The sequence below is a fragment of the Enterovibrio sp. FF113 genome (assembly GCF_041439165.1).
In the GTDB taxonomy this organism is placed as follows: Bacteria; Pseudomonadota; Gammaproteobacteria; order Enterobacterales; family Vibrionaceae; genus Enterovibrio; species Enterovibrio norvegicus_A.
In genome coordinates, this window is record NZ_JBGONO010000034.1 from 17,031 (window position 1) to 42,661 (window position 25,631).

The 25,631-nt window shown below is 48.1% G+C and carries 26 protein-coding genes and 4 tRNA genes; 15 read left to right on the top strand and 15 right to left on the bottom strand.

The window, feature by feature from the left end:
* The first annotated feature begins 21 nt into the window (after positions 1-21).
* The 8 genes from ACED36_RS20545 (at position 22) to ACED36_RS20580 (ending at position 6,908) form a co-directional block, all read left to right on the top strand.
* Entirely contained in the window at positions 22-729 is a 708-nt protein-coding gene (locus ACED36_RS20545) for a YggS family pyridoxal phosphate-dependent enzyme (RefSeq protein WP_371733774.1), read from the top strand.
* A gap of 67 nt (positions 730-796) precedes the next feature.
* Positions 797-1,615: a pyrroline-5-carboxylate reductase gene (proC, locus tag ACED36_RS20550; RefSeq protein ID WP_017004542.1), complete on the top strand. Its 819-nt coding sequence runs from the start codon at positions 797-799 to the stop codon at positions 1,613-1,615.
* Between the two features lie 9 nt (positions 1,616-1,624).
* On the top strand, positions 1,625-2,194 hold the full coding sequence (locus ACED36_RS20555; RefSeq protein WP_026024011.1) for a YggT family protein: 570 nt from the start codon (positions 1,625-1,627) through the stop codon (positions 2,192-2,194).
* Positions 2,195-2,197: 3 nt separating this feature from the next.
* Positions 2,198-2,509 (top strand): DUF167 family protein YggU, encoded by a 312-nt coding sequence (gene yggU / locus ACED36_RS20560; RefSeq protein ID WP_016959550.1) that lies wholly within the window; start codon positions 2,198-2,200, stop codon positions 2,507-2,509.
* 60 nt (positions 2,510-2,569) lie between these two features.
* On the top strand, positions 2,570-3,007 hold the full coding sequence (locus tag ACED36_RS20565) for a DUF4426 domain-containing protein (RefSeq protein ID WP_017004544.1): 438 nt from the start codon (positions 2,570-2,572) through the stop codon (positions 3,005-3,007).
* Positions 3,008-3,128: 121 nt separating this feature from the next.
* Positions 3,129-3,728: an XTP/dITP diphosphatase gene (locus ACED36_RS20570; protein ID WP_017004545.1), complete on the top strand. Its 600-nt coding sequence runs from the start codon at positions 3,129-3,131 to the stop codon at positions 3,726-3,728.
* 6 nt (positions 3,729-3,734) lie between these two features.
* Positions 3,735-4,886: a radical SAM family heme chaperone HemW gene (gene hemW, locus ACED36_RS20575; RefSeq protein ID WP_016959553.1), complete on the top strand. Its 1,152-nt coding sequence runs from the start codon at positions 3,735-3,737 to the stop codon at positions 4,884-4,886.
* A 69-nt stretch (positions 4,887-4,955) separates the two neighbouring features.
* Positions 4,956-6,908: a DUF3857 domain-containing transglutaminase family protein gene (locus ACED36_RS20580; protein ID WP_371733775.1), complete on the top strand. Its 1,953-nt coding sequence runs from the start codon at positions 4,956-4,958 to the stop codon at positions 6,906-6,908.
* 145 nt (positions 6,909-7,053) lie between these two features.
* On the opposite strand, the gene ACED36_RS20585 is transcribed toward ACED36_RS20580, so the two are convergent.
* The 3 genes from ACED36_RS20585 to trmB all read right to left on the bottom strand — a co-directional run bounded on the left by ACED36_RS20585 (position 7,054) and on the right by trmB (position 9,619).
* A complete protein-coding gene (locus ACED36_RS20585; RefSeq protein WP_016959555.1) occupies positions 7,054-7,818 on the bottom strand; it encodes a DUF2884 family protein in 765 nt (254 codons plus the stop codon).
* A gap of 64 nt (positions 7,819-7,882) precedes the next feature.
* Complete coding sequence (gene glsB / locus ACED36_RS20590) at positions 7,883-8,803, bottom strand: glutaminase B (protein ID WP_016959556.1); 921 nt, start codon at positions 8,801-8,803, stop codon at positions 7,883-7,885.
* A gap of 99 nt (positions 8,804-8,902) precedes the next feature.
* On the bottom strand, positions 8,903-9,619 hold the full coding sequence (gene trmB / locus ACED36_RS20595) for a tRNA (guanosine(46)-N7)-methyltransferase TrmB (protein WP_016959557.1): 717 nt from the start codon (positions 9,617-9,619) through the stop codon (positions 8,903-8,905).
* Positions 9,620-9,831: 212 nt separating this feature from the next.
* Between trmB and mutY the strand changes: the two genes are divergently transcribed.
* The 7 genes from mutY to ACED36_RS20630 all read left to right on the top strand — a co-directional run bounded on the left by mutY (position 9,832) and on the right by ACED36_RS20630 (position 13,019).
* Positions 9,832-10,923, top strand: a complete 1,092-nt coding sequence (gene mutY, locus ACED36_RS20600; RefSeq protein ID WP_016959558.1) for an A/G-specific adenine glycosylase — start codon at positions 9,832-9,834, stop codon at positions 10,921-10,923.
* Between the two features lie 15 nt (positions 10,924-10,938).
* Positions 10,939-11,211: an oxidative damage protection protein gene (locus ACED36_RS20605; RefSeq protein WP_016959559.1), complete on the top strand. Its 273-nt coding sequence runs from the start codon at positions 10,939-10,941 to the stop codon at positions 11,209-11,211.
* Between the two features lie 90 nt (positions 11,212-11,301).
* The gene (gene mltC, locus ACED36_RS20610) at positions 11,302-12,444 is read left to right on the top strand and encodes a membrane-bound lytic murein transglycosylase MltC (protein WP_026024012.1); all 1,143 of its coding nucleotides are present in this window, start codon (positions 11,302-11,304) and stop codon (positions 12,442-12,444) included.
* Positions 12,445-12,580: 136 nt separating this feature from the next.
* Positions 12,581-12,656: transfer RNA gene (locus tag ACED36_RS20615), tRNA-Phe, on the top strand.
* Positions 12,657-12,703: 47 nt separating this feature from the next.
* Positions 12,704-12,779: transfer RNA gene (locus ACED36_RS20620), tRNA-Thr, on the top strand.
* Positions 12,780-12,815: 36 nt separating this feature from the next.
* Positions 12,816-12,891: transfer RNA gene (locus ACED36_RS20625), tRNA-Phe, on the top strand.
* A 52-nt stretch (positions 12,892-12,943) separates the two neighbouring features.
* Positions 12,944-13,019, top strand: a tRNA-Asn gene (locus tag ACED36_RS20630).
* A 262-nt stretch (positions 13,020-13,281) separates the two neighbouring features.
* Here ACED36_RS20630 and ACED36_RS20635 read toward each other — a convergent pair.
* The 12 genes from ACED36_RS20635 to ACED36_RS20690 are packed head-to-tail and all read right to left on the bottom strand — an operon-like array spanning position 13,282 to position 25,207.
* Positions 13,282-14,973 (bottom strand): fused response regulator/phosphatase, encoded by a 1,692-nt coding sequence (locus tag ACED36_RS20635; protein WP_016959629.1) that lies wholly within the window; start codon positions 14,971-14,973, stop codon positions 13,282-13,284.
* Between the two features lie 43 nt (positions 14,974-15,016).
* Positions 15,017-15,316, bottom strand: coding sequence for an STAS domain-containing protein (locus tag ACED36_RS20640; RefSeq protein WP_016959631.1), 300 nt, complete (start codon positions 15,314-15,316; stop codon positions 15,017-15,019).
* 8 nt (positions 15,317-15,324) lie between these two features.
* Positions 15,325-16,491 (bottom strand): methyl-accepting chemotaxis protein, encoded by a 1,167-nt coding sequence (locus ACED36_RS20645; protein ID WP_016959632.1) that lies wholly within the window; start codon positions 16,489-16,491, stop codon positions 15,325-15,327.
* Entirely contained in the window at positions 16,484-17,527 is a 1,044-nt protein-coding gene (locus tag ACED36_RS20650; RefSeq protein WP_016959633.1) for a chemotaxis response regulator protein-glutamate methylesterase, read from the bottom strand. Before ACED36_RS20650 ends, ACED36_RS20645 begins: the two co-directional genes overlap by 8 nt.
* A complete protein-coding gene (locus tag ACED36_RS20655; RefSeq protein ID WP_016959634.1) occupies positions 17,527-18,168 on the bottom strand; it encodes a hypothetical protein in 642 nt (213 codons plus the stop codon). The genes ACED36_RS20650 and ACED36_RS20655 overlap by 1 nt, the downstream gene beginning before the upstream one ends.
* A 44-nt stretch (positions 18,169-18,212) precedes the next feature.
* A complete protein-coding gene (locus ACED36_RS20660; protein ID WP_016959635.1) occupies positions 18,213-19,064 on the bottom strand; it encodes a protein-glutamate O-methyltransferase CheR in 852 nt (283 codons plus the stop codon).
* Between the two features lie 2 nt (positions 19,065-19,066).
* A complete protein-coding gene (gene aer2, locus ACED36_RS20665) occupies positions 19,067-21,454 on the bottom strand; it encodes an aerotaxis transducer Aer2 (protein WP_016959636.1) in 2,388 nt (795 codons plus the stop codon).
* Between the two features lie 5 nt (positions 21,455-21,459).
* Positions 21,460-21,933, bottom strand: a complete 474-nt coding sequence (locus tag ACED36_RS20670; protein WP_016959637.1) for a chemotaxis protein CheW — start codon at positions 21,931-21,933, stop codon at positions 21,460-21,462.
* Between the two features lie 9 nt (positions 21,934-21,942).
* Positions 21,943-22,449, bottom strand: a complete 507-nt coding sequence (locus tag ACED36_RS20675; protein ID WP_016959638.1) for a chemotaxis protein CheW — start codon at positions 22,447-22,449, stop codon at positions 21,943-21,945.
* A 9-nt stretch (positions 22,450-22,458) separates the two neighbouring features.
* On the bottom strand, positions 22,459-24,516 hold the full coding sequence (locus tag ACED36_RS20680) for a chemotaxis protein CheA (RefSeq protein ID WP_371733776.1): 2,058 nt from the start codon (positions 24,514-24,516) through the stop codon (positions 22,459-22,461).
* Between the two features lie 22 nt (positions 24,517-24,538).
* A complete protein-coding gene (locus tag ACED36_RS20685; protein WP_016959640.1) occupies positions 24,539-24,898 on the bottom strand; it encodes a response regulator in 360 nt (119 codons plus the stop codon).
* A gap of 30 nt (positions 24,899-24,928) precedes the next feature.
* The gene (locus ACED36_RS20690; RefSeq protein ID WP_016959641.1) at positions 24,929-25,207 is read right to left on the bottom strand and encodes a lipid asymmetry maintenance protein MlaB; all 279 of its coding nucleotides are present in this window, start codon (positions 25,205-25,207) and stop codon (positions 24,929-24,931) included.
* Positions 25,208-25,631 lie beyond the last annotated feature (424 nt).

Below are 25,631 nucleotides of genomic sequence, written 5' to 3' on the forward strand. Positions count from 1 at the left end.
CGTTTCCTCGCAGAATTAGCCATGTGTAGTATCAAACAAAACCTAGAGCAGGTCACCCGCCAAATAGACAATGCCGCACAAAAATGCGGGAGAGACGCCGCTGGCGTGCAACTGTTGGCGGTAAGCAAAACCAAACCCATTGAAGCTATCGCACATGCGACAGCCGCTGGGCATCGCCAGTTTGGCGAAAACTATGTACAAGAAGGGGTGGATAAAATCCTTCACTTCCGCCCGCTTCATTCTGATTTGGAATGGCATTTTATTGGCCCGATTCAATCCAATAAAACACGCCTAATTGCCGAACATTTCGATTGGGTGCATTCCGTTGATCGCAGCAAAGTTGCAAGGCGATTGAGTGAACAGCGCGCAGATGACATGCCCCCAATGCAAGTACTTATCCAAATCAATACCAGCGGCGAAGCGTCAAAATCAGGCACTGGTTTTGAAGAAGTGAAAGCGCTGGCTGATGAAATCGACCAACTTCCTCATCTCACACTGCGCGGCCTGATGTGTATCCCTCAGCCCGAAAGTGATCACGATGCACAAATGGTCGCCTTTGCGCCATTAGTGGCATTGTTTGAAGAGATGAAAGCGACGCGCCCACACTTTGATACCCTTTCGATGGGAATGAGTGGCGACATGGACGCCGCAATTGCCTCGGGCAGCACCATGGTTCGTATCGGCACCGCCCTTTTTGGCGCGCGCGATTACAGCAACCGTGGCGAGTGAAGCATCCTCGCCATATGAATACATCAGGTAAGCCAATCACCGCTTGCCAGACACAAGGAATCATTTGATGGAACAACGCACCATTGCCTTTATCGGCGCGGGCAACATGGCTCGCTCAATCATTGCGGGTTTGATTCAATCGGGCTACCCCGCCTCACTGCTGACAGCGGTTAACCGCACGCCAGAGAAAAGCGCCGCCTTTCGCGATAGCTTCGGCATCAACGCCAATGAAGATGCCATTGCCAGTGCAAAGCAAGCGGATGTCGTGGTGCTGGGTGTGAAACCGCAAGGCATGGAAGAATTGCTGGCGAGCATGACGGAGATTGATTGGAGCAAGAAACTGGCTATATCGATTGCCGCAGGGATTTCTGTCGCACGCTTGTCAGACATGGCAAGCGCGCCACTTAACCTTGTTCGTGTGATGCCAAACACACCTTCACTGGTTGGAGAAGGTATGAGTGGGCTTTATGCTCCAGAATCAGTAACAGAACTTGATCGTCAGTTTGCTGGAGATCTGCTGCAAGCGGTCGGCAAAATTTGTTGGGTCAGCGAAGAATCTGGCATCAATGCTATTATCGCTGCCGCTGGCAGTGCACCTGCCTATTTCTTCTTGTTTATGGAAGCAATGCAGGCAGAAGCTGAGCGCCAAGGCTTTGATAAACAAACTGCACGCGCGTTGGTACAGCAATCCGCGCTCGGCGCAGCTAAAATGGTGGTTGCCAACCCCAATATTGAACTGGCAACCTTAAGAGAACAGGTAACGTCAAAAGGCGGCACCACCGCTCAGGCACTGAGTGTATTTAATAACAACCAACTTTCAGAGACTGTATCAGAGGCCATGCAAGCCGCTGTTCGTCGTGCTGAAGAAATGGAATCGCTATTTTAGGGCTAATTTATGAACTCAATGAACTTCCTCGTTTCAACACTGTTCGACCTCTACATTATGGTGGTGTTGCTTCGAGTTTGGCTGCAATGGGCACGCGCAGATTTTTACAACCCATTCAGTCAGTTTGTCGTTAAAGCGACGCAACCTATCGTTGCACCATTACGCCGAGTCGTTCCATCAATTGGTAACTTTGATTTTGCCACGGTGCTGTTTGCGTTCGTGTTGTGTGTCGCCAAGTTTTTTGTTCTGCAAATGATCGCTTCAGGTGGCATGCCACCGTTTGATTTTTCCTACCTGCTAATAGGATTGATTGCATTGGTGAAAGCCGCGGGTGGTTTGCTGTTTTGGGTATTGATCCTGCGAGCAATCCTGAGCTGGGTCAGCCAAGGTAAAAGCCCGATTGAGTTTGTTATGGTTCAGTTGACTGAGCCTCTAGTGGCCCCTATTCGTCGCGTACTACCATCAATGGGCGGTTTGGATTTGAGTGTACTGGTTCTGTTTATCGTATTGCAGTTCTTGAACTTCTTCATCGGTGACCTGCTCAGCCCTTACTTTGGCAACCTGTGGTTCGTACTATAATTAATGAGTACCACACGCACTGCATGGCTGGATAACGAGGATTTAATCCTAAGATTGTATATCCAGCCTAAAGCAAGCCGTGACCAGTGGATGGGGATACATGGCGAGGAAATCAAACTCGCCATTACTGCTCCACCGGTTGATGGCAAAGCCAATGCCCATCTCACCAAGTTTCTCTCCAAACAATTCAAAGTCGCAAAAGGCCACATCGCGATCGAAAAAGGCGAGTTAGGCAGACACAAGCAAGTAAGGGTGAAAAATCCGGTCATTTACCCTGAGGCTATCAGCAATCTGATCCCCTCCTCCAAACAGTAAATCAGTAAGTGCACCGTTAACTTCACCGTGCGCTTACTCCACCAGACAAGGAACTCTGTCATGAAACCTCTGTTACTCTCTATCGTCAGCGCCTTGTTGCTGCTGATATCGCCGCTATCACAAGCGGAACAGTCGAAAGACATGGGGTCATTGGAAGTGCACTACTCTGCGCTCAACGCCACCTTTATTCCTCCTGCGGTTGCGAAGGCTTATGGCATTAAACGCAGCAGTGCCAACGCACTGATCAACATCGCTATCTTAGATAAGAATCAATCAGGCAAGCCTGCACTGACCGCGAACATTTCCGGTAATGCGCGTAATTTGCTAGGCACCACCAAACCCTTAGAATTTCGTGAAGTCCGCGAAGGGAATGCCATTTATTATCTGGCGGAAGTTCGCATTGCTAATGAAGAAAACGTCACCTTCAATATTGATATCAATGCCGAGGGGAATCGCAGTGGCAAGCTGACGTTCCAGCAAATCTTTTACGAAAACTGAGCAACAGCACATGTGGGTACGTCTTGCTAATATCGAAAGATGACACCACGTGGCAATCCGGTATTATGGCGCCCATTCGTGGCGCCATTTTTTATCGGCGACCACCCAAGAGGAGACGAAAATGATGAAAGTGGTTCTGGCGACAGGTAACGCAGGCAAAGTAAGAGAAATGGCCGATTTGCTGCAAGATTTTGGTCTGGATGTCATGGCGCAAAGCGAGTTTGCCGTGGTTGATGCTGAAGAAACCGGCACCACCTTTATCGAAAATGCCATCATCAAAGCACGTCATGCCGCCAAAGAAACTGGCTTGCCAGCGATTGCTGATGACTCGGGCTTGGAAGTGGATTATTTAAATGGCGCACCCGGCGTATACAGCGCACGTTATGCGGGTGAAGGCAAAGGCGACCAAGCCAATCTAGAAAAGCTACTAGAATGCATGGCTGATGCACCAGATGATCAACGTTCTGCTCGCTTCCATTGCGTACTGGTTTACATGCGTCACGCTAACGATCCAACACCACTGGTGTGTCATGGTGTCTTCGAAGGCTCTATCGCACGTGAAGCGTCAGGTTCACATGGCTTTGGCTACGATCCGGTTTTCTATGTCAAAGAACACGATTGCACCTTGGCGAACCTTGAGCCTGCAATGAAAAAACAAATATCGCACCGCGGTCAGGCACTGAAGAAACTGTTCGCCGCGATGCGTCAAGAGAAGAAGTAATTCATCATGGCTGTTCAAATCCCATTAAGTCTTTACGTGCATATCCCTTGGTGCGTGCAGAAATGCCCCTACTGCGATTTCAACTCGCACACACTAAAAGGCGAGATCCCAGAGCAAGATTATATCTCTGCTCTGCTGGACGATTTGCAACGAGACTTAGTCCGTTTTGATGGCGTAAGTGGCCGTCATCTGCATTCGATCTTCATTGGCGGTGGTACACCGAGCTTGATGTCACCACAAGAGATCTCACGTCTTTTAAACGGTATCGACGCACTGATCCCGTTCAAAGAAGGCATTGAGATCACCATGGAGGCCAACCCCGGCACAGTGGAAGCTGACAAGTTCATTGCTTACCAGAGCGTTGGCGTCAACCGCATCTCGGTGGGCGTTCAAAGCTTTGACAACGCGAAGCTTGAACGCTTGGGTCGAATTCATGGATCAGAAGAAGCCAAGCGTGCGGCCAAACTGGCTCATGAAGCGGGATTGAACAGCTTTAACTTAGATTTGATGCACGGGTTGCCCGACCAAACCTTGCAAAGCGCCTTGAGCGATCTCAAGCAAGCGATTGAGCTCGACCCTCCGCACCTGTCTTGGTATCAGCTCACCATTGAACCCAATACTCAGTACTATTCGAAACCGCCGGTTTTGCCTGACGATGACGACCTGTGGGACATCTTCGAGCAAGGCCATCAACTGCTCACTGATGCAGGTTATGTGCAATACGAGACCTCGGGTTACAGCAAGCCGGGTTACCAGTGTCAGCACAATCTTAACTACTGGCGTTTTGGTGACTATTTGGGCATTGGTTGTGGGGCGCATGGCAAAATTACCTCTGGCACCAATACCATACAGCGCACAGTAAAAGTGAAACACCCGCGCGGATATCTCGATACTGAGAAAGAATACCTCAGCGAATTGCATATAGTGGAAGCTGATGAAATGCCGTTTGAGTTTTTCATGAACAGATTCCGCTTGGTTGAGCCCTGTCCAAAAGCAGACTTCTCTGCACGTACAGGCTTATCACTGGATGTGGTTGCGACCCCCATTGAAAAAGCCATCGAGCAAGGGTTGCTGAGCGAAACCGAGACCCACTGGCAAGTGACTGCCAAAGGCCGCCTGTTCCTGAACGATCTTCTTTCCGTCTTCATCAACGAGTAAAGGCAGCACGAACGCTGCCTTGTCCCTGAGGCGCTAACGGCTCAGGTAAAGCTAAGGACAGCGTTGTAGATGAAGAAGTATCTGTTTGCCCTATTTGTGTTGATGTTATTGCCGCAAACCGCCCTTGCTCAAAAGGGGCGGTTTGCGCCGCTCCCTGGTTGGATTAAACCCATCGTCGACATTCCTGCGTTTGATCCCGCTGGCCATCACTATGATCAGCAGTTTCTGCTGGTCGATAGACAGCTTAATCTGGTCTCCCAATTCCCTGTTGAATACAAACGCTACACCAGCAAAGTCGTCTCCATTGAAGGGGTGGAATCTGGCTCACAAATCTCTATCGATTTTGATCCCAGCTACCAAAGCGTGGAACTTCACCGCTTGGAAATCGTGCGTGATGGCCAAACCTTTGACCGAAAAAACACAGCAAAAACCGCCCAATTCAAACGCGAAGTCGACCTAGATTCCTTGCTCTACAACGGTGATGAAACGCTGCATATTGTGCTCAATGATATACAGGTGGGCGACATTATTGATTTTAGCTACACCCTTACGGGCTTTAATCCGGTGTTTGGCGACAACCGAGAGTGGTATGTCAAAACAGGGTGGGCATCCACTGTCGCACTGGTCAATGCTCGCATTTTAGTCCCGGAAGACAGCCCTATCACCGTCACTAATTTGGACAATAAAGGCAAAGGTACGCTCACAGAAACCACGCAAAAAACGGTGCGTGAATACCGATATCAAGAACAAAACGGCTTGTATGATTTTGATGAGCCTGAGCAGCCACGCTGGTACAACCCCTACCCGTATTTGCATGTCTCTAGCTACAACAATTGGAAAGACGTGGTGAACTGGGCACTGCCTTTGTATCAAGCATCCCCAAGTGATCGTGACGTTCAAACATTAGCGAACAAGATCAAGCAAACACACCCTGAAGATCTTGATCAGCAAGTGGTCGCAGCCATTCACTTTGTGCAAAACAATATTCGCTACTTAGGCATAGAAAATGGCATCGGCTCTCACCAACCACGCCCACCGCGCCAAATCCTGTCCCAAGGCTACGGTGATTGCAAAGACAAAGCCTTGCTGCTGATTTCTTTGCTTGGCGCTATGGGCGTCAATGCCCACCCTGCATTAGTGGATACCTTTTGGCGAGATGAACTGCCACAGCAGCCTGCTGCGCCTTTCAGCTTTAATCACGTCATTGTGCAGATGGAATACAAAGACCAATCTTGGTGGATTGATGCCACTCGCACTCATCAGGGTGATCAGCTTGAAACACTGGCGCAATCACGCCTTGGTTACGCACTGGTATTAAAGCCGGGTGCGGACGATTTGGTGGCCATGTTGCCACCTGCCGCCCCCGTGTCACAAGACATTGAACAGCGCTACGTGGTGAACCATGCGAGTCAGCCAAGTTACCTCACGGTAAAAACCATCTATCGTGGGTTTGAAGCTGAGCGCTGGCGTCGTTATCTCGAGTCCAAGCCGCTAAGAGAGCTAGGCGAAGAGTATGCGAATTACTATGCGGGATTTTTCGGTGGGTTAGATTTTCTGCGCCCACTCAGCGTCGAGGACGACAAGAACAACAACGAAGTCACGGTCAATGAAGCCTATGTGATTGAAGATCTCTGGTCGAAAACTGACGATCTCTACTCGTTTGTTATCTCGGGTGACATCGTCGATGACTATCTCACCAAACCGGATCTTATCCGTCGTAAAACGCCATTTCGGTTCGGCTCTGAAGGGGCCGTTCGTCAAAAAATCACGCTCAGCCTGCCCGAAACGTGGAGCATTGATCCATCAGATCATGCGATCAACAGCCCCTATTTTGAGTTTAATAGCTCGCTAAAAGCAGTTTCAGGCCCCGGCGACGTGCTGCTCGATAAAACCTATGCCGAAGCGGACTATTATTATCGCGCCAAAAAACGCCATGTTGATGCGAGCGAACTGCGTCAATACATGCGACATATCGATGAAGCATGGCAAAGCGTGGATTATGAGTTTAGCTATCAGCCTTAGTGTTGGTGTTGGTGCTGGTGTTGGTGTTGGTGTTAATAGTTAATCCGACAGAACGGCGGACACAAAAAAACGCGGTGAGACAACTCACCGCGCTTTTTAATGTTAGGTCTCAGAGATCAGCACATGCTTCACGCCAACCCACAGACTATTTGCGTACAGTAACCGTCTTCCAGCTTGAAAGAGCGGGGATCAACGAGGCGATTTCAGCTTCCTGAACCTGCCACTGCGCGAAGCGTTGACACACTTCCTGCTGAACGTCTAAGGTTCGGTCACGTTGCAACCTCACTTCGTCCGCGAGCTTGTTCTGTAATGCCGCCATCTTTTGCGAAATGAACTGCATCTTATTGCTTTTGCCTTCACTCAACATCGCTATGTCCATCAAACCTCGGCTGGAAACCGTAGCAATCAACTGAGGGACGCTGGCTTCAAGTTCACGCACAGCCGTGGTTAACGCCTGATGCTTGAGCTGAGGAGATCGGTCGAGATCATAAAGAGAAGTGCTGACCTGATTTTGCAAGTGTTGGTGAAATTGTCCCACTTCACCACGTAATGCACTTCTTTCGCCAAGTTCTGCCGAGAGCACACCATCGAGAGCCAGCCAGGACGTATGTAGCTCCTCAGACAACGATCGCCCAATAAATGGCAAATCATTGCGTATCGTTTTGTTGTACTCGGTTAACGAGGCTCGTTGTGCTTCGCTCAACGCCACGCGATGAACATCAAAAAAAAGATTCCCCTTAGGATCGATGCGAAATTTGTTGTTATTACTCTCAATCAACACATTGTCGGCTTTAATTGCAATGTCACCATGCAGTTCAGGACGACAGTTCTCAGCGGCAACATAAAACGGCAAAAATGCCATAACAAAACAAGAAACGCGCAATGCGTAAGACAGACTTCCACTACCCATAATCATTCTCCGTGTCACTGGATGAAACGACCACGACATCCCATCGCAATAACCCATCCAAGTCTTAGAAAATTGAACGTCCGATGCGCTCGGCAAGCAGCTCTAATACTGCCGTTCCTGCCAGCGAGTTACCTGATTGATCAAGCTCTGGCGACCATACCGTGATGGACATTTCACCCGGCACGATAGCAACGATCCCGCCGCCAACACCCGATTTCCCCGGCATACCCACACGATAAGCAAACTCACCCGCACCATCGTAAAGACCACAGGTCGCCAATAGGGCATTAACCTGCTTACTCTGAGTCTGGCTGACAATTGTTTTTTCTGCGCCTAAAGGAAGTCCTTTGTTTGCCAAATAGTTAAACGTTTTTGCCAAATCCACACAGCTCATGCGCAGTGAACAATAGTGAAAATAATTGGCCAACACCGGCATCACCGCGTTATCAAAATTGCCAAAAGCACGCATCAAATACGCAATAGCCGCATTGCGGTCGCTATGATCCATTTCAGATGTTGCCACCACTTTGTCGTAACAAATATGGTCGTTACCCGACAACTGACGAACAAATTCCAGCATCCGCTGACGTGGTGCTGATTGGCGGCTATACAGCATGTCACAGACCACCAGTGCACCAGCATTGATGAAGGGATTTCGAGGGATCCCTTGTTCCATTTCAAGCTGGATCATCGAATTAAACGCCTGACCTGACGGCTCTTTTCCTACCCGCTGCCAAATCTCTTCAGGGCTGTAATTTTGCAGCGCTAAAGTCAGGCTCAACACCTTTGAAATAGACTGAATAGAAAACGGCTCGTCAGCATCACCTGCCGTAATGATTTCGCCGTCGTTATAGCACACCGCCACCCCGAGTTTATTGGCTGAGACTTCCTTCAAAGCAGGAATATAGTCCGCAACACGTCCTTGCCCAATCAATGGGCGGACCTCTTCCAGAATGTCGTTCAACAGCTGTGGGGTGGGTTTCATGGCGTTCTCCAACGGTCAAAAAAAGCCAACACAAGGTTGGCTTTAAACATGCGACGCTACATTACAATGTAGCGTCGCATGAAGGGTATGAGTTTTGTCTTATTCGCTACGTGCGTATTTCATATCCCACACGCCATGGCCTAGACGATGGCCACGTGCTTCAAACTTGGTCAGTGGACGTTCATCAGGGCGAGGAATGTAAGAACCATCCGTTGCGGTATTCTTGTACCCTGGCGCTACGTCCATCACTTCAACCATATGCTCTGCGTAGTTTTCCCAATCTGTTGCCATATGGAAAATACCGCCAATTTTCAGCTTGCTACGTAGCATTTGAGCAAAATCAGCCTGCACGATACGGCGTTTGTGGTGACGCGTTTTGTGCCATGGGTCTGGGAAAAACAGTTGAACGGTATCTAGGCTCAGTTCAGGCAACATGTGCTCGAACACTTCCACTGCGTCATGACACATCACACGCAAGTTAGTGATACCTGCATCACGTGCTGCCATCAGGCAAGCGCCCACGCCTGGGCTGTGTACTTCAATACCGATGAAGTTTTTTTCTGGGGCATTTTTCGCCATTTCAACCAGCGATGCACCCATACCAAAACCGATTTCAAGTACCACCGGATTGTCATTACCGAATACCTCAACCCAGTTCAGCTTCTTTTCTTCGAAGTCGATACCCATGGTTGGCCAGCATTCGTTCATTGCTTGCTCCTGACCTTTGGTCAGACGTCCTTCTCGACGTACAAAGCTTCTGATTCTACGAAGAATTTTACCTTCTTCGGTCAGTTCGGTTTTGGTGACTTCAGTCATGGTCTTTTGCCTGCAATCAATAATGAAGAAAAGTTAAGCGGATCGCGCATTATCCAAAGATAACGCCTCGGTGCAAGCCTTGTGCGCTGCCTACTGAGATCTTTCTCTCTGTCGCGTCAAGATCGCTGTCTTTTTCAGCAATCCCAGCCATTCATTGATAGAATGCGCGACGATAACCTATCACCCATAAAGATAACAAAAGAGCATTCATAGTGAGTCAGTCTTTTTCCGATGCCATTTTGACATGGTATGACAAATACGGCCGTAAAACCCTGCCATGGCAGCAAGAGAAAACGCCTTACAAAGTTTGGCTTTCAGAGATCATGTTGCAGCAAACCCAAGTCGCCACCGTGATCCCTTATTTCGAGCGTTTCATGGCGCGCTTCCCTTCGGTCACCGATCTGGCTGACGCTGAACTCGATGAAGTACTTCACCTTTGGACAGGCCTTGGCTACTACGCAAGGGCGCGCAATCTCCATAAAGCAGCACAGCAGATTGCTCAGACCTACCAGGGCGAATTCCCAACCCATATTGACGAAGTGTTGGCTCTGCCCGGCATTGGCCGCTCAACCGCCGGCGCAGTACTTTCGCTGTCACTGGGTCAACATCACCCAATTTTGGACGGCAATGTAAAACGTACCCTGTCGCGCCATTTTGCTGTTGAAGGCTGGCCAGGTAAAAAGCCTGTCGAGAACCGCCTTTGGATACTGGCAGAAGAGAATACTCCTGCAGAGGGTGTGCAACGCTACAATCAAGCCATGATGGACATGGGCGCGATGATTTGTACCCGTAGCAAACCAAAGTGTGAAATTTGCCCAGTCAATTATAGCTGTGAAGCTAATTCCCTTGGCCGTCAGGCGGATTTTCCCGGTAAAAAGCCGAAAAAGACCATTCCTGAAAAAGAAACCTGCTTTGTGCTTTTCCAGTATGAAGACCAAGTGTGGCTCGAGCAGCGTCCACCCACAGGGTTATGGGGAGGCTTATGGTGCTTACCAGAAACCCAAGAAAGCGACGCCCCCCATTTCATTCAAGGTAAATTACCGAGTAATGAATTTGACAAGCCTGAGCAACTCACCGCTTTTCGTCACACGTTCAGCCATTTTCACCTTGATATCGTCCCTTTTCGCGTCAAACTTCATAGTAAACCCGAAAATATTGGGGAAAACGGGATCATGGAAGGGAAAGGCGGCCTTTGGTATAACTTATCTCAACCAGCAAAAGTTGGGCTTGCTGCCCCCGTGCAGAAGTTGCTAGAAAGCCTAACCAGAGAATTTCAGACTTCGGCAAATGCCGGAAAATTATAATATTGGAGCTTAATGATGAGCCGTACTGTTTTTTGCCAGCGATTGAAAAAAGACGCAGAGGGATTAGATTTCCAATTTTATCCGGGCGACCTTGGCAAACGTATTTTTGACAATATTTCGAAAGAAGCCTGGGCGCAGTGGCAAAGTAAACAAACCATGTTGATCAACGAGAAAAAGCTCAACATGATGGATGCAGACCACCGCAAACTGCTTGAAGAAGAAATGGTGAAATACCTGTTTGAAGGGCACGATACTGTGATCGAGGGCTACACCCCGCCATCCGAGTAAGACGCTAGCTCACAATTTCGCTTCAACACTTTGTAAATAAAAGCATCCTGATTACGCTAATCATGGATGCTTTTTCAATGTATGGACATCATGAAAACTCTTCGCTTGCTAATTTCATTGCTGATTGTTCTTTCTCTTTCTGGTTGTAGCCGCGAAATGATCGAATCTGTTTACCAGGTCGATTACGGTACGACTAACCGTTTTGCGAAGAATCTGGCGCCTTTGCCGGGACAATTTGAGAAAGACTTCGCCTCCCTAGACAAGCTGATCAACAATTTCACCGGAGATATCGAAGTTCGTTGGGGACAAAACGAAATCTACGTGTCCGGTAAAAGTGATTATGTGAAATACACGGATAACTACCTCAGTCGTGCCCGTGTTGATTTCACCAATGGTCTGGTCACCATTGAAACCGTCGCGACCACGCAGCCAACGCAGCACCTAAAGCAGGCCATCATCACCACTTTGCTGACGCCGAATGATCCAGCTTCAGTTGATTTGTATTCTGCTGCCGACGTGCAACTTGAGGGGCGTCCATTTTTGCAAGGCCAGATCCTCGATCAGGACGGCAAAGAGATCGCATGGGAATGGCGCGCTAACCGCTATGCTGACTACCTGATTGAAAAACAGGTTAAAACCAAATCACTGCGCTTCCAGAAAGTGTTTTATGTGCAGATCCCTATGGTATCTGATCACTCCAGTAAGCGGCGCTACCAGTATGCCGACCTGATCCGTGATGCCGCAAAACGCTACGGTATCTCTGAAGAGTTAATTTACTCCATCATCAAAACAGAAAGCAGCTTCAACCCATACGCAGTCAGCTGGGCCAATGCTTATGGTCTGATGCAAGTCGTGCCGAAAACAGCCGGGCGTGATGTATTCAAGCTTGTTAAGAAGCGCAGCGGTGAGCCTTCTCCTGAATATTTATTTGATCCCGCCAAGAACATTGATACCGGTGCGGCGTATTTCTATATTTTAAAAACACGTTACCTGAAAGACGTGAACGACCCACTGTCGAAACACTACAGCATGATCTCAGCGTACAATGGTGGCGCAGGCAATGTGCTCAAAACCTTCCATAAGTCCGACCGAAAACGGGCAATGAATGATCTCAATCGACTGCAACCGAACCAAGTTTATTGGGCTTTGACCAATAAACACCCATCTTCGGAGTCGCGACGCTACTTACAGAAAGTGACTAATTACCAAAAAGAGTTTCGCGCAATGCAGTAAAACCGTAGTAAACATCCGAAAAGCAGAGCGCTTTTAAATCAAAACGATGAAAAAGCCATCAAACAGTCCTATTTGGCGTTTTTTTTTCAAAAAGATGTTGACGGAAACCATCAAAATCCGTTTAATGCACCTCGTTGCCTCGATAGCTCAGTCGGTAGAGCAGGGGATTGAAAATCCCCGTGTCGGTGGTTCGATTCCGCCTCGAGGCACCATATTTAGTGAGATGGTGTTAAGTACGCAACGTTTCCAAGGTTTGTGTGCCGGCTTAGCTCAGTTGGTAGAGCAACTGACTTGTAATCAGTAGGTCACCAGTTCGACTCCGGTAGCCGGCACCATTATTTTGATATTGAGTGATTCACTCTTTAATCAAAGCCTCGATAGCTCAGTCGGTAGAGCAGGGGATTGAAAATCCCCGTGTCGGTGGTTCGATTCCGCCTCGAGGCACCATATTGCAAGAATGGTTATTGATTCAGCTTCGGCTAAATTGGTTACTAGCAATTCCCCCTTAGTTCAGTTGGTAGAACGGCGGACTGTTAATCCGTATGTCGCAAGTTCAAGTCTTGCAGGGGGAGCCACATTATAAGGCCTTGTCGAAAGACGAGGCCTTTTTTGTATGTGTTAATCGCTTCGCGATTTGTCGCAACCTTAGGCGGGCCCGTTAAGTCTTGCAAGGGGAGCCACTTTAAGAAACCTAGTCTTCGGACTGGGTTTTTTTTCGCCTTTTTTTCAGTGCGCTGCACTGATTGTCGCAAGCCTAACAAAAAGCGCAGACAAAAAATCCTGCACATTAGCAGGACTTTTTAGCGTGTCATTAAACGGCTTTGCCACTCCACTCCCCTAACTGTTGTATTCCATACCTGAAGCAAGCTTATACGTGCCTCTGGCAGTTCTTCCTTCGTCTTCATAAGTGAAGAACTCACAAAGCTCGGTGACCAGTGCAATCCCGCGTCCACATCGTGCCAGTGATTCTTCTAACGTGCTGTCGATATCATCGACCCAAAATCCCTCGCCATTATGGGTCACATAAAAACTGAGTTCACGCTTGGTCGGATTAAACGAGATACCCGCTTCCATATACGCAAAAGCATCCAGTGCTTCCAAGCGAGATTGACGCTCCATGTAATAATCCAGAAAACCATCATCATCGGATTTCAAACTGGATTCTAACTTCAGCAAACCATGCTCCAACGCGTTATTAGTCAGTTCAGATAACACGGTGCACATCAAATCTAAATCAATGTTGCTGCCAAGGGTTCCCTTGAGCATTCGCCTCACCTCACCAACCAGATTCACTTTACGAAGCTCTTTTGCACCAAAATACACATTGAGCTGCGCGGGGGAACGACGGTCATAATAATCAGGATCGCCCGGCTGTTGTTCAATACGGCTGCGTATCGGCGCAGTCAGTTCTAGCATAGACATATCATCGCCAACACCACCACCACTGGTGAATTTCGCCACATGCTCGCGAGTCATGTCTATCACATTGGAACTGGGCGTCGAAATCAAGGCTTCTAGCCCTTCTTCACCCAGTTCATGCCCCTCAGCATTTCGCGCTTCAGTCACACCATCAGTGAAGAAGAACAGCTTATCGCCTTCTTCTAGAGTCAGGGCAACAAGATTGGCTTCAAACTCATCAGAGTCCATCGCGCCCAATGCCATGTGCGCTGAAGGCAACCTCTGTTTAATCTCACCATGACGATCAATAATGTAGCCATCTGGCATACCGCCTCCCCACCAGTTAATGTCTAAACCATTGGCCGACACTTCCAGCAAATTGGCAGCTACCAGCATGCCTGGTGGTAGAAAGGTTTTCAGGGTTGAATTCATTTCTTTGACAATGTCACCCAACGCGAAACCATTCTTAGTCATCGCGAAAAAGGCTTTCGTTGCGGGTATCGAAGAAATGGCAGCAGGCAAACCATGGCCGGTTGCATCCGCCAACATCGCGTAAATTCCGCCTTGTGGCCTTGGCGTCACCAACACCACATCACCATTGAAGTTGGTGTAGGAGCTAGTGTAAAAACTCACCCCTTCAGCTTCCTGATAACAGCCTTGCATCAGATTACTGAATATCGTTTCTGCCATGGTGTGTTCGTAGAGGGTGTGGGCTTGAAAGTGCTTAAGCTTGTCGCGTTGAATGGCCACTTCGTTATAAAGGCGCACATTGCGGCAATGAGCGCGGACTTTCGCCACAATGGTGGTGCGGCTGATGGGTTTCGTTAGGAAGTCATCACCGAGCGTCATACAGCGATTAAACGCGTCGTTATCCGTAATTCCGGTCAAAAAGATAATCGGAAGATACGCACTTTTGTATCGCATTCGGATCTGTTTAGCGGCCTCGAAACCATCCATCTCTGGCATCAACACATCCATGATGACGATGTTGGGCAGCTCTTCCATTGATTCGAGCATATCCAGTGCAATCTGACCGTTATCAGCAATGAGCAGTTCATCAAATTCGTCTTTGAGTACATGCTCTAGGAAACATTGCAGTGAAATTTCATCTTCAACGATAAGCACTTTCACACGCTATCCCCCTAATGATTTCAACAACAGCTAATCATCTAAATTACTCAATGATGAATTTCTTTTCGAAACGCGCAATCACCAGCACTCGCTTGATTTGAGGCATAGTGTTGATTAAACGAATGTCCCCTTCTTTTTTGTTTAAAAAGGTCTGCATATTGAGCAACATCCCAAGACCCGCACTGTCTATGTATTCCGTACCACGGAAATCAACGATGATCTCTTTCCCCTGACAATCTTGATACGCATCGCGGAATTCCTGCACCACGCTGAAATCAAACTGTCCGTTCACATGGATAACAACAGATTTTCCGTCATTTCTTTCTTCACGACTGATAGCCATACCGTCTCCTAAAACAGTTCTATGTCGCCTTCATCAGCAGACATTTGTTTTGCCGGCGCTCTCGCTGCAGAGCCCGCCATTTTTTCGATTTCATCAACAGCTTTGTGTAATGCAATCCAATCCACTTCATTGGCCGCTAAGCTATCAATAATCAGTGCATTTAAGTCTTCCAAAATATGAAGATTGCTCAGAACATGCTGCCCTTGCTGTGAAACGATGTCAGCAAACTGAAGCCCTTGAATACTCTTGGACACTTCGCCGCGAACCGTTTCACCCTTTTCCGTTACCTTGCCAATCTCCATCGTGACCTGTCGGTTGACTTCTTGAACCCCTTTCAATAACGCTTCAATTCGTGTTTTAGACTCAATAGAAGTTGTCATATCCAGCGTCGCAATCTCTCCGACAATCTTACTGGTTTGCTTCACTGTGTCTTGAGCAAGATTGATGTCCTTGTTAATTTGGCTATTCAGTGTCGACGTGCGATTGGCGAGATCTCTCACTTCAGATGCCACCACACCAAACCCCCTACCAAGCTCGCCCGCCCTTGCCGCTTCGATTGCTGCATTAAGTGCTAACAAGTTAGTTTGATCAGACATCGCCTGTACTTGATCAAGCAGGTTAAACACTGCATCCAACTTTGCAGACATATCGTGAATACAGTGAATCGCCGTGATACTTTTCTCTGACACCGTCACCAGCAGCGCAATGTACTGATCTATTGCTTGTTCTGTTTCTGGCAGCACCTTGGCCAAATTAAATTCACTATCGGTATTATTGAGAAGCTCACCCACCATGTGCTTAGACAAGGATGCCTGTTCACTCACCGCCCTCTCCATACCAAAGAAACTCGAGTTAAGGTTATGAACCGAGTCGTCGATAACTTCCTGTTGACGATCCAACTGCTCCCGAATCGGCACCAGTTCAATATTCAAAATGCTATGTATCTTGTGCAAGATAGCGGTGGATTCGCACGACACAGAACTATTGTCCTGAGAAGAGTCATGATCCTCTTGTGAAAGACTATCTACAGATTGCTGTCGCCACAAATAAGCGACAGAAATGATGACAATGACTGACGATGTAATGCTCAACGGTGTTTGCTGAAGGAAAAGCGGTACAGCACTGGCCGCAATAGCTAAAACAGCAATAAACGATGTCGATATTGTTCTATCCATACACTTTACCCACTAAGTACGTGGCAATTTTATCCAGCGGAAGTACCTGCTGTGCCGCCTCTATTTCAATCGCTGCACGTGGCATACCCCACACCACCGAGCTTTGTTCATCCTGCGCTACAGTTAACGCGCCTGCTTGTCGCATTTCTAACATACCTTGTGCGCCATCTCGTCCCATTCCCGTCAAGAGAACCGACAGCGAACGTCCCCCTGCGGCTTGAGCAACAGATGAGAACATCACATCAACCGAAGGTTTATGCCGTTGAACAGGCTCGCTGTCGCATCGTGTACAGTAGTAACACCCAGATCGCTTAACCACTTGTAAATGCTGATCGCCCGGTGCGACATAAACACGGCCATTAACTAAGGGCGCCCTGTCTGACGCTAATTCTTCTACCTGAAGTTTGGATGCACGATTCAACCTCTCAGCGAATGACTTACTGAAGACCGCTTTGATGTGTTGAGTGATCACAATCGGGGGCATCATGTCCGGCAACGCTTCTAGCACGTTACGAATAGCTTCCGTACCGCCAGTGGATGCACCGATGGCAATGATGTCGTATGCAGAACTCAACTGACGACCAGATACACTGATTTCAGAGGGCGTTCGGTGCACAGCACCCGCGATGTTTGCCGTTGCCGCCATTTTGACTTTTTCTACCACCAGCTGTCGGTAGTTACTCATTTCTGACGCGACATTTTCTGTCGGCTTAGGGAAGTAATCCACTGCGCCAATTTCCAGTGCCGCTAACGTGGCTTCAGCGCCATGCTGTGTCAGCGTCGAAATCATCACAACAGGCATGGGATGGAGACGCATTAGGTTACGTAGGAACTGAACCCCATCCATTTTGGGCATTTCAATGTCTAATGTGACCACGTCAGGCTTGAGTTTTTTAATCTTTTCTCTGGCTTCGAAAGGGTCAATTGCCAATCCCACAACTTCGAGTTGAGGATCTGAATTGATAACATCACTAAGCAATGCTCTAAAAACAGCAGAGTCATCAACGATCAGTACTCTATGTACTCGCTTACCCATTAAAATAGCTCCGCATTTTCGCCATCGTCGCGTTTTGCTTCAGACACCAGACGGCGTTTATAATTGGTTTCTTCCGCTTCGACTTCACCGCGGTAGCCTCTGAGTTTCTTCACCCAAGCCTTGCCTGTCATTGGATCAAAGACGACTTTTCGCGGAAAATCACTTCCCATGTCTTCCCCAATCACATTCAATCCTTCGCTTTGTACATAGTTACGAATGAACGCAATGTTCTTCTCACCAATACTTGCTTGCTTACCCATCACCATCCCGCCACCAAATAACTTCACGCGCAGACGACTTTTAATCGCACCTTGCTGGATCATGGTATTGATCAACAACTCCATCGCGTAGTTACCATAGCGGGCTGCATTTGACCGCCACTGAGTGGGGTCCCACCCTTCAATATTGTCGGCGTCGCCAAATGGCAACATAAAGTGATTCATGCCTCCCAGCTCAATGAATGGGTCCCACACGCAGGCAGATATACAGGAACCGAGCCCCGTTGCTATCAGCTCACGCTCGGAGGTAACATACACCTCTCCCGGCTGAATTTTCACCATCATCATTTGCTTGCCGGGGTGGAAAAATCGCCTCGCACCCGCCCCTATAGGGCAACCAGTAAGCTCCAGGATTTTATGCATACAACGCTCAGTTCGCTGTTATTTCGAAGATGCAGTCACTGCGATTAAGGCTTGCGAAACATGGTTTGACCCAAGTTCTCAAATTGACTGCCCATTTGCCCGATGCTTTCAGAGTGACCGATGAATAAAATGCCGCCACTGCCAAGTTTTTCCCAGAAGCGATAAATCAGCTGTTGCTGCATATCTTTCTCGAAATAGATCATTACGTTACGACAAAATATGGCATCCAATGGCCCTTTATGAGGCCAAGCAGCGGTTAGGTTAAGCTGCTTGAACGTTATCGCTTGCTGAACTGACGGTTTCACTTTCAATAATTCCTGCTTTTTGCCTTTACCACGGATAAATCCGTGATGAAGCATGGCGGCAGGAATCGCCTTGCTCGCTTCGATGCCATAGGTGCCATTTCGACCAACCTCTAGCACTTGTGTATCCAGATCGGTCGCCAATATTTTGCAGTCATAGCTCGGCGTTAGCAGACCACTGGCTGCGAGCGTTGATGCTATGGTGTAGGGCTCTTCGCCCGTAGAGCACCCAGCAGACCAGATACGAATACGTCGCTTTTTCTGGCTTTGCCATTCTGGCACCATGGTGTTAGTGAGAAAATCAAAGTGATGCTTCTCTCTAAAGAACTGTGTTTTGTTCGTCGTTAGCGCATTAACAAACGCAATTCTCTCGTCCATATCACTATTAACACGGGCGAAATAGTCGCGAAAGTTAGTGATCCCCGTACGACGAAGCCGCCTCGCAAGCCTTCCATATACCATTGAGGTTTTACGCTCAGAGAGTGAAATCCCCGTTTCTCTGAGCATAAATTCCTGAATGTAAGTGAAGTCATCAGCAGTGAACTCAAACTCACGCTGCTCTTCAATTTGACTCAGCGCCTGAATTGCGTCCACCGTTAGAACTCCTCCCAATCATCATCAGAAGACGCCGCAGAAGTCGCTGACCCGTTGGCCACTTTTTTCATCGGTGGCGGTGCTGACGGAGCTCTCATTACTGGTGTCTGCGCAGCTGGCTGCTGGAAGCTTTTTATTTGACCCGCATTGGGGTTGTTAAGCCCTGTACGCGTGTTGTCGACTTGGAAGAAACCAATCAGATTGAGCAGTTCACTCCCCTCATCGCGAAGGGACTGGCTCGCGGCAGATGCTTCCTCAACCAAGGCGGCATTTTGCTGCGTCATTTCGTCCATCTTCACAATCGCTTTCGATATTTCATCAATGCCAGTTGCTTGCTCCTGACTGGCTGAGTTGATCTTGCCAATTAAGGTCGACACTTCACCTACCGCATCAACAATCTCATTCAACATCCCGCCCGACTCATCCACCAAACGAGACCCTTCTGAAACTTTTTCAACACTGTCTTTGATAAGATCTTTGATTTCTTTTGCCGCCCCTGCACTGCGCTGAGCAAGATTACGAACCTCACCTGCAACCACGGCAAATCCACGACCTTGCTCACCGGCTCGGGCTGCTTCAACCGCCGCATTGAGTGCAAGAAGATTAGTCTGGAAAGCAATTTCATCAATCACGCTAATGATGTCTGAAATACGCTTACTGGCTTTGTTGATTTCACCCATGGCTGAGACGGTTTGCTTCACTACCTCCCCACCTTTCTGTGCTTTGGTGCTCGCATCTTGTGACAAGCGGTTGGCTGAATTAGCACTCTCGGCATTTTGTTTCACCGTTGAGGTCATTTCTTCCATGCTTGCAGCGGTCTCTTCGAGACTTGCTGCCTGCTCTTCGGTTCGTTCGCTGAGATCACTGTTACCTTCTGCGATTTCACCCGATGCAGAAGCGACACGCGCTGACGATGCCGTGATTTTCTCAACCATGTCACGCAGGTTGGTAATGGACGTGTTCACCGCATTACTGAGCGCCGCAAAGTCACCTTTATAATCTTCTGGCATGTTGACCTTAAGATTACCTTCGGACACCTTACTCATCACATCGCGACAGTTATTCATCGGCTCGACCATGTTGTCGAGCAGGCCATTGACGCCCTCGCTGAGGTTGGCCATAAAGCCAGAGTATTTGTTGGTATCCATACGAGAACCAAGACGTCCTTCTGACGCGTCTTTTATCAGCCCCTGAACATCTCGCTGACCCGCCATTTGCTCCGTGATGTCTTCCCACTGCAGAGCTGGACCAATGTAGTTACCCGCCGAGTCATACATGGCGATACACGTTAAGGTGAACTCTAACTCGCCCACTTGAATCTGAGCGGTGTGGGGCAAGCGATCTGGATTGTTAATAATGGATCGCTGATGCGCGGGGTTTTTGTGGAAAATATCGATGTTCACCCCGTTAAGTTTATCGGCCTGAAACCCAGGGAAAAACTTGCGTAAATCGTCTTCGCGCTTACCCAGTAGCTTCTTAAGCGCTGGATTGTAATAGGTAATGTTGCCTTCTTTATCTGCCATCATGATATTGGTGGTCATACCTTCAACAGCAGACACGAGACGCCCTACTTCGATTTCACGTTCACGCAGTTGAGTAACATCACGCCACTCGAGGCTGTTCCCGATGTAATTGCCGCTGGCATCAACAATGGCTGCTACGTTAAGCTCAATCTTAAGATCAGCAACGCTGATATCCGTCTTGTACGGCAGATTTCCTGGACTGGACAACAACTGACGTTGGTGCGCTGGGTTCTTGTGAAACTCATCAATACAGCGCCCCATTAACCAATCGCTGGTCGCAGTGAAACCGGGCCACATTTGTTTGAAAGACCCTTCGTGCTTCTTAAACAACGTCAAGGTCTGTTCATTGATATAAGTGATGCTCAAGTCACGATCGATCAACACCATGGCCGTCAATGACTGATCGATCGCTGCGCGAAGGCGGGCTCGCTCGGTATCGGCAAGGATCTTTTCTGTCACATCGTCCCATTCCAATGTGTTGCCCACGTAGTCGCCACTCGCATCAATCACAGCACCAACGACGAGACGAAGTGACACATCTCCCACCTTGATGATCGTTTCGTGTGGCAAGTTAGCGGGGTTAGACAGCATCTGCCTTTGATGAGCCGGATTTTTATGGAACAAGTCGATACATGTTCCTTCAATCCACTCTTTCTCCGCCCGGAAAGTGGGCCATTGTGAGCGGAATAAATCTTCATGCTTTTTAAGCAATTCCACTGATTTTTTGTTGACGTAGAAGACCTTAAAGTCTCTATCCACCATCATCAATGCCGTCTGAGCGGTATCAAGCGCCGATACAATATGCGCCTTTAATCCCTGCTCTTGTTGTGTGTTTTCAGTTACAGCCTCTTTTTTCCACCAAGACATAATCGTCAATCCTCGCTAACCAGATCTGGCTGCGTTACTTCATGCAACACGTCGAAATCAAATAGTCGTTCAAGTTGTATTAACACCACGTGGTTTCCACTGACAGACGCAATTCCTTCAATGAATCGCTCGTCAATTTTGACAAAACCGGGTGCCGCCTTAATTTGACTCGCCGATAGCTGATATACCTCAGCGACTGCATCGACAATTATTCCCAAAGACTGTCCTTCTGCATTTCGGACAATCACCACCACCGTCGTCTTACTTAAAACGGAAGGGGGCATATTGAATCTTTGCCTGAGATCGATAATGGGGATGTACTCTCCCCTCAACTCAAGCACCCCCAGCAAATAGCTCTCGCTGTTGGGCAGTTTTCTGATATCAGACCAGCCACGGACCTCTTTCACATCAAGGATGTTAAGTCCGTACTCTTCGTCATCTATCATGAAACTCAGGTACTCCATCACCTCTTCTGACATAACGCCTCCTTAGTGAACTAGCCCTTCAATGCTGAGTAAGGCATCGACATCCAGCAGACTCATCACTTGGGCATCCACGTTCAGCAAGCCGCTAACAAAAGGCATCACTTGTGAATCACCAATGGGCGGAATTAAACTCTTATCACCGAGATCAATCACATCAGAGACCGCATCCACCACAACACCCATCATTCGATTGCCTGCGGATTCACCCGCTTTCAGAATAAGCACCACGGTTGTCGGTAAATACTCAACAACACCGATGTTAAACCGGACACGTAAATCCATAATGGGCACGATCATGCCGCGCAAGTTAATGACCCCAAGAACAAACTCGGGTGAACGAGGAATCACGGTGGGCGATTCCCAAACACGGATCTCTTCCACTGCCTGTATATCGACCCCATACAACTCGTGCGCTAAATCGAAACTGAGGAAATCGGATCCCTTAAGGCGGTCTTGACCATCTACCGGTTCATCATTCACGTCTGTGGCCGCCAGAGCTTGATTTGTCATGCTCTCCTCCTACGCCGCTATGTGGCTGTTTGTATCGGCGACTCGACTCAAAAAGCCAGTCATCAGTCCCTGAATATCAAGAATGAGGGACACGGAACCATCACCAAGAATGGTGGCACCCGAGACGCCATTCACACGGGTATAGTTAGACTCAAGGCTCTTAATCACAACCTGCTGCTGGCCAAGCATTTCATCGAGCAACAAACCAACGCGGTTGCCACTCGCTTCAACCAGACACAATAGTTGCTTGTCCAGTGCGCCAGATTCTCCGAGTCCAAACTCTTCTTTAAGGCGCAATATCGGAATGTTCTCATCTCGTAATCGATAGAGTTCAACGCCACCTGTCGCGACTTTTACGCGTTCAGATTCAATCTGAATTGATTCAATAATTGAGATCAGCGGCACCACAAAGACTTGATCAGCAAGCTTCACAAGTTGCCCATCGAGAATGGCTAAGGTCAGCGGCAAACTAATGCGGAATACACTGCCCACATCAATTTCTGAATCGACCTCAATATGCCCACCTAAATCTTCGATGTTACGCTTCACCACATCCATCCCGACGCCTCGGCCTGATACATCAGACACAACATCTGCCGTTGAAAATCCTGGCGCGAAGATCAAGTTGTACACTTGGTGATTGGTTAAGTCGTCCAATGAGGTATCTTGATGGATAAGCCCTTTTTCGATGGCTTTTTTCCACACTCTTTCTTTGTTTAGTCCAGCACCGTCATCGCGCACTTCAATGACAATAGAGCCACCTTGGTGATAGGCATAAAGCGACACGCGACCCGTTTCTGATTTCCCTTTATCAGCACGCACGTCCGGGAGTTCAAGACCGTGGTCAACCGCATTACGGACCAAATGCACCAGCGGATCGGTGATCCTTTCGAGTACGGTTTTATCCAGTTCGGTTTGTTCGCCTTCAATGACAAGTTCCACCGTTTTTCCAAGTTGAGCCGACAAATCGCGGATCAGGCGCGGGAAACGGTTGAATGCAAAGCTGATCGGCAGCATACGAATATTGAGTACGCTTTCTTGCAACTCTTTGGTGTTTTGCAATAGCTGATCAAGCCCCGCTTGCAGACGCTCAATCTTGCTCTCTGAAAAGTTCTGGCTGAGTTCCGTCAACATAGATTGCGTGATGACCAATTCACCCACGAGGTTGATCAAGTTATCGACTTTGTCGATCTCAACCCGAATGGAAGACACCGCATCAGATTTAGTCGCGGCTTGTTTAGCTGCGGGCTTGGCTGCAGTTGCAGGTTTTGGCGCAACAGGACCCGCTTCGGCAGAAGACGCAATAACATCCAGCGCTTCATCGGGCTCTTTTTGAGTGCGCGAAATGGCTAAATCACATTCGTCTTCGACCCATTCAAAAATCTCTTCAACCAGCGTGATATCGATGTGCCCTTCCACAGTAATACGCCAACTGAGGTAGCACATTTCCGGCTCCATCTCACTGAGCGTAGGAAGTGTGTCGGTTAAACACTCAACGTTACAATGAACGCCGAGATCAAATAGTTCACGAAGAATTCTTACCGGATCGTTGCCAGAAAAGAACATGTCTTTGTGAGGCGTGAAAAGAACAATCCAGTCCCCATCACCCTCTAATTCGCTGGCTGCAGAAGGCTCTGGCTCATCGGCAACAACAGGTGATGCCTTATCTGCACTACCGGAATCGAGTAGTTTGTTCAGCTCGTCGGTGAGTGCATCTCTCAATACATGATCGAAATCTGAATTCGTTTCGTATGCAATCAACATGCTGTTGATACAGTCTCCGCCTTTCAGGAAGAGATCGATAGTGCTCGAATCTAGACGACGCTTACCTTCCCTCGCCTCATCGAGTAATGTCTCCATGACATGAGTAAACTGGCTAATCTCATTGAGATTAAAGGTCGCTCCGCCACCTTTGATTGAGTGAGCTGCCCGAAAAATGGTATTAATAACATCAAGATCGATGTCGCCATCAGGATCGAGTGACAGCAATTCTCGCTCAAGGATTTCAAGGTTCTCACGACACTCCTCGTAGAAAATCCGGCGCAGTTGGTCCATGTCCAAAGCCATAGTGATCTCCTTGCTTGAACACTTAGATAACGCGTTGCAACGTTTTCAGAAGGGTATCGGGATTAAACGGTTTAACAATCCAACCTGTTGCACCAGCAGACTTGCCCATGCTCTTTTTCTCTGCAGACGTTTCAGTCGTCAGCATCAAAATGGGTGTGAATTTATATTGCGGTACTGCACGAACTTGACGAACAAATTCAAGACCGTCCATGTTCGGCATATTCACGTCTGAAATAATGACGTCATATTGGCCCGATTTGGCTTTTGAAAGTGCTTCAGCGCCATCGTTTGCAGTTTCCACTTGGTATCCTGCTTCTTTAAGCGTGTGGCTTACCATTTGACGAATTGAAACAGAATCGTCTGCAGCTAGTATCTTTCGCATACTGTCACCCTGATTGAACTACGTGAAAAACTATTCAGCAAAATCGACCAAGCCTAAAGGCTCAACCAATCCCAATGTCTTCGCTGCTCCAATTAACTCGTCCGATGCACCTTCCCACTTCCATGTAATGGACTGGTTGTGGCACAAGATTTTGGCGGTTAAGAGGAGCTGCAGCCCCGGAGCATCAACGCGTGAGACCTCGCTACCATCGATTAGCAAGTTTTCAGACTGCTCCAATTCGACTTGCAGGCGGTCTTTAAGACCCATAACCTGCGTAATGTCTAATTGTTCTCCCAATGAGAATCCCATCGCAGAATTCCTTCTCATTCCTGTTGACTTACGTCGGAAATATTTATGTCTCTGTAAGTGTAGCAATAATGGGAAAAATGGAAGTTTTTTAGTCAATTGGATTTAAAGTAAGACAAACAGTAGGGATTTATTGAGGATTTTGACGACCAAAGATTTTGTATCGCAATGAAATAAAAGCTAATAGTTTACTTTGGAAGCAAAAATAGACATGTCACTACTATTTTATCACCCACAAAACGATGAAAGCAGGTCAAAGAAAAATCACAGTGGTCGGATTAGCGACAAATCAAGCAAAAAAGCAGCAGTCAGACGATTTTAGGCGAAATTATTTTGACAAGAACGCGCCTCTCCTATTTAATAGCGCTCGTTGCCTCGATAGCTCAGTCGGTAGAGCAGGGGATTGAAAATCCCCGTGTCGGTGGTT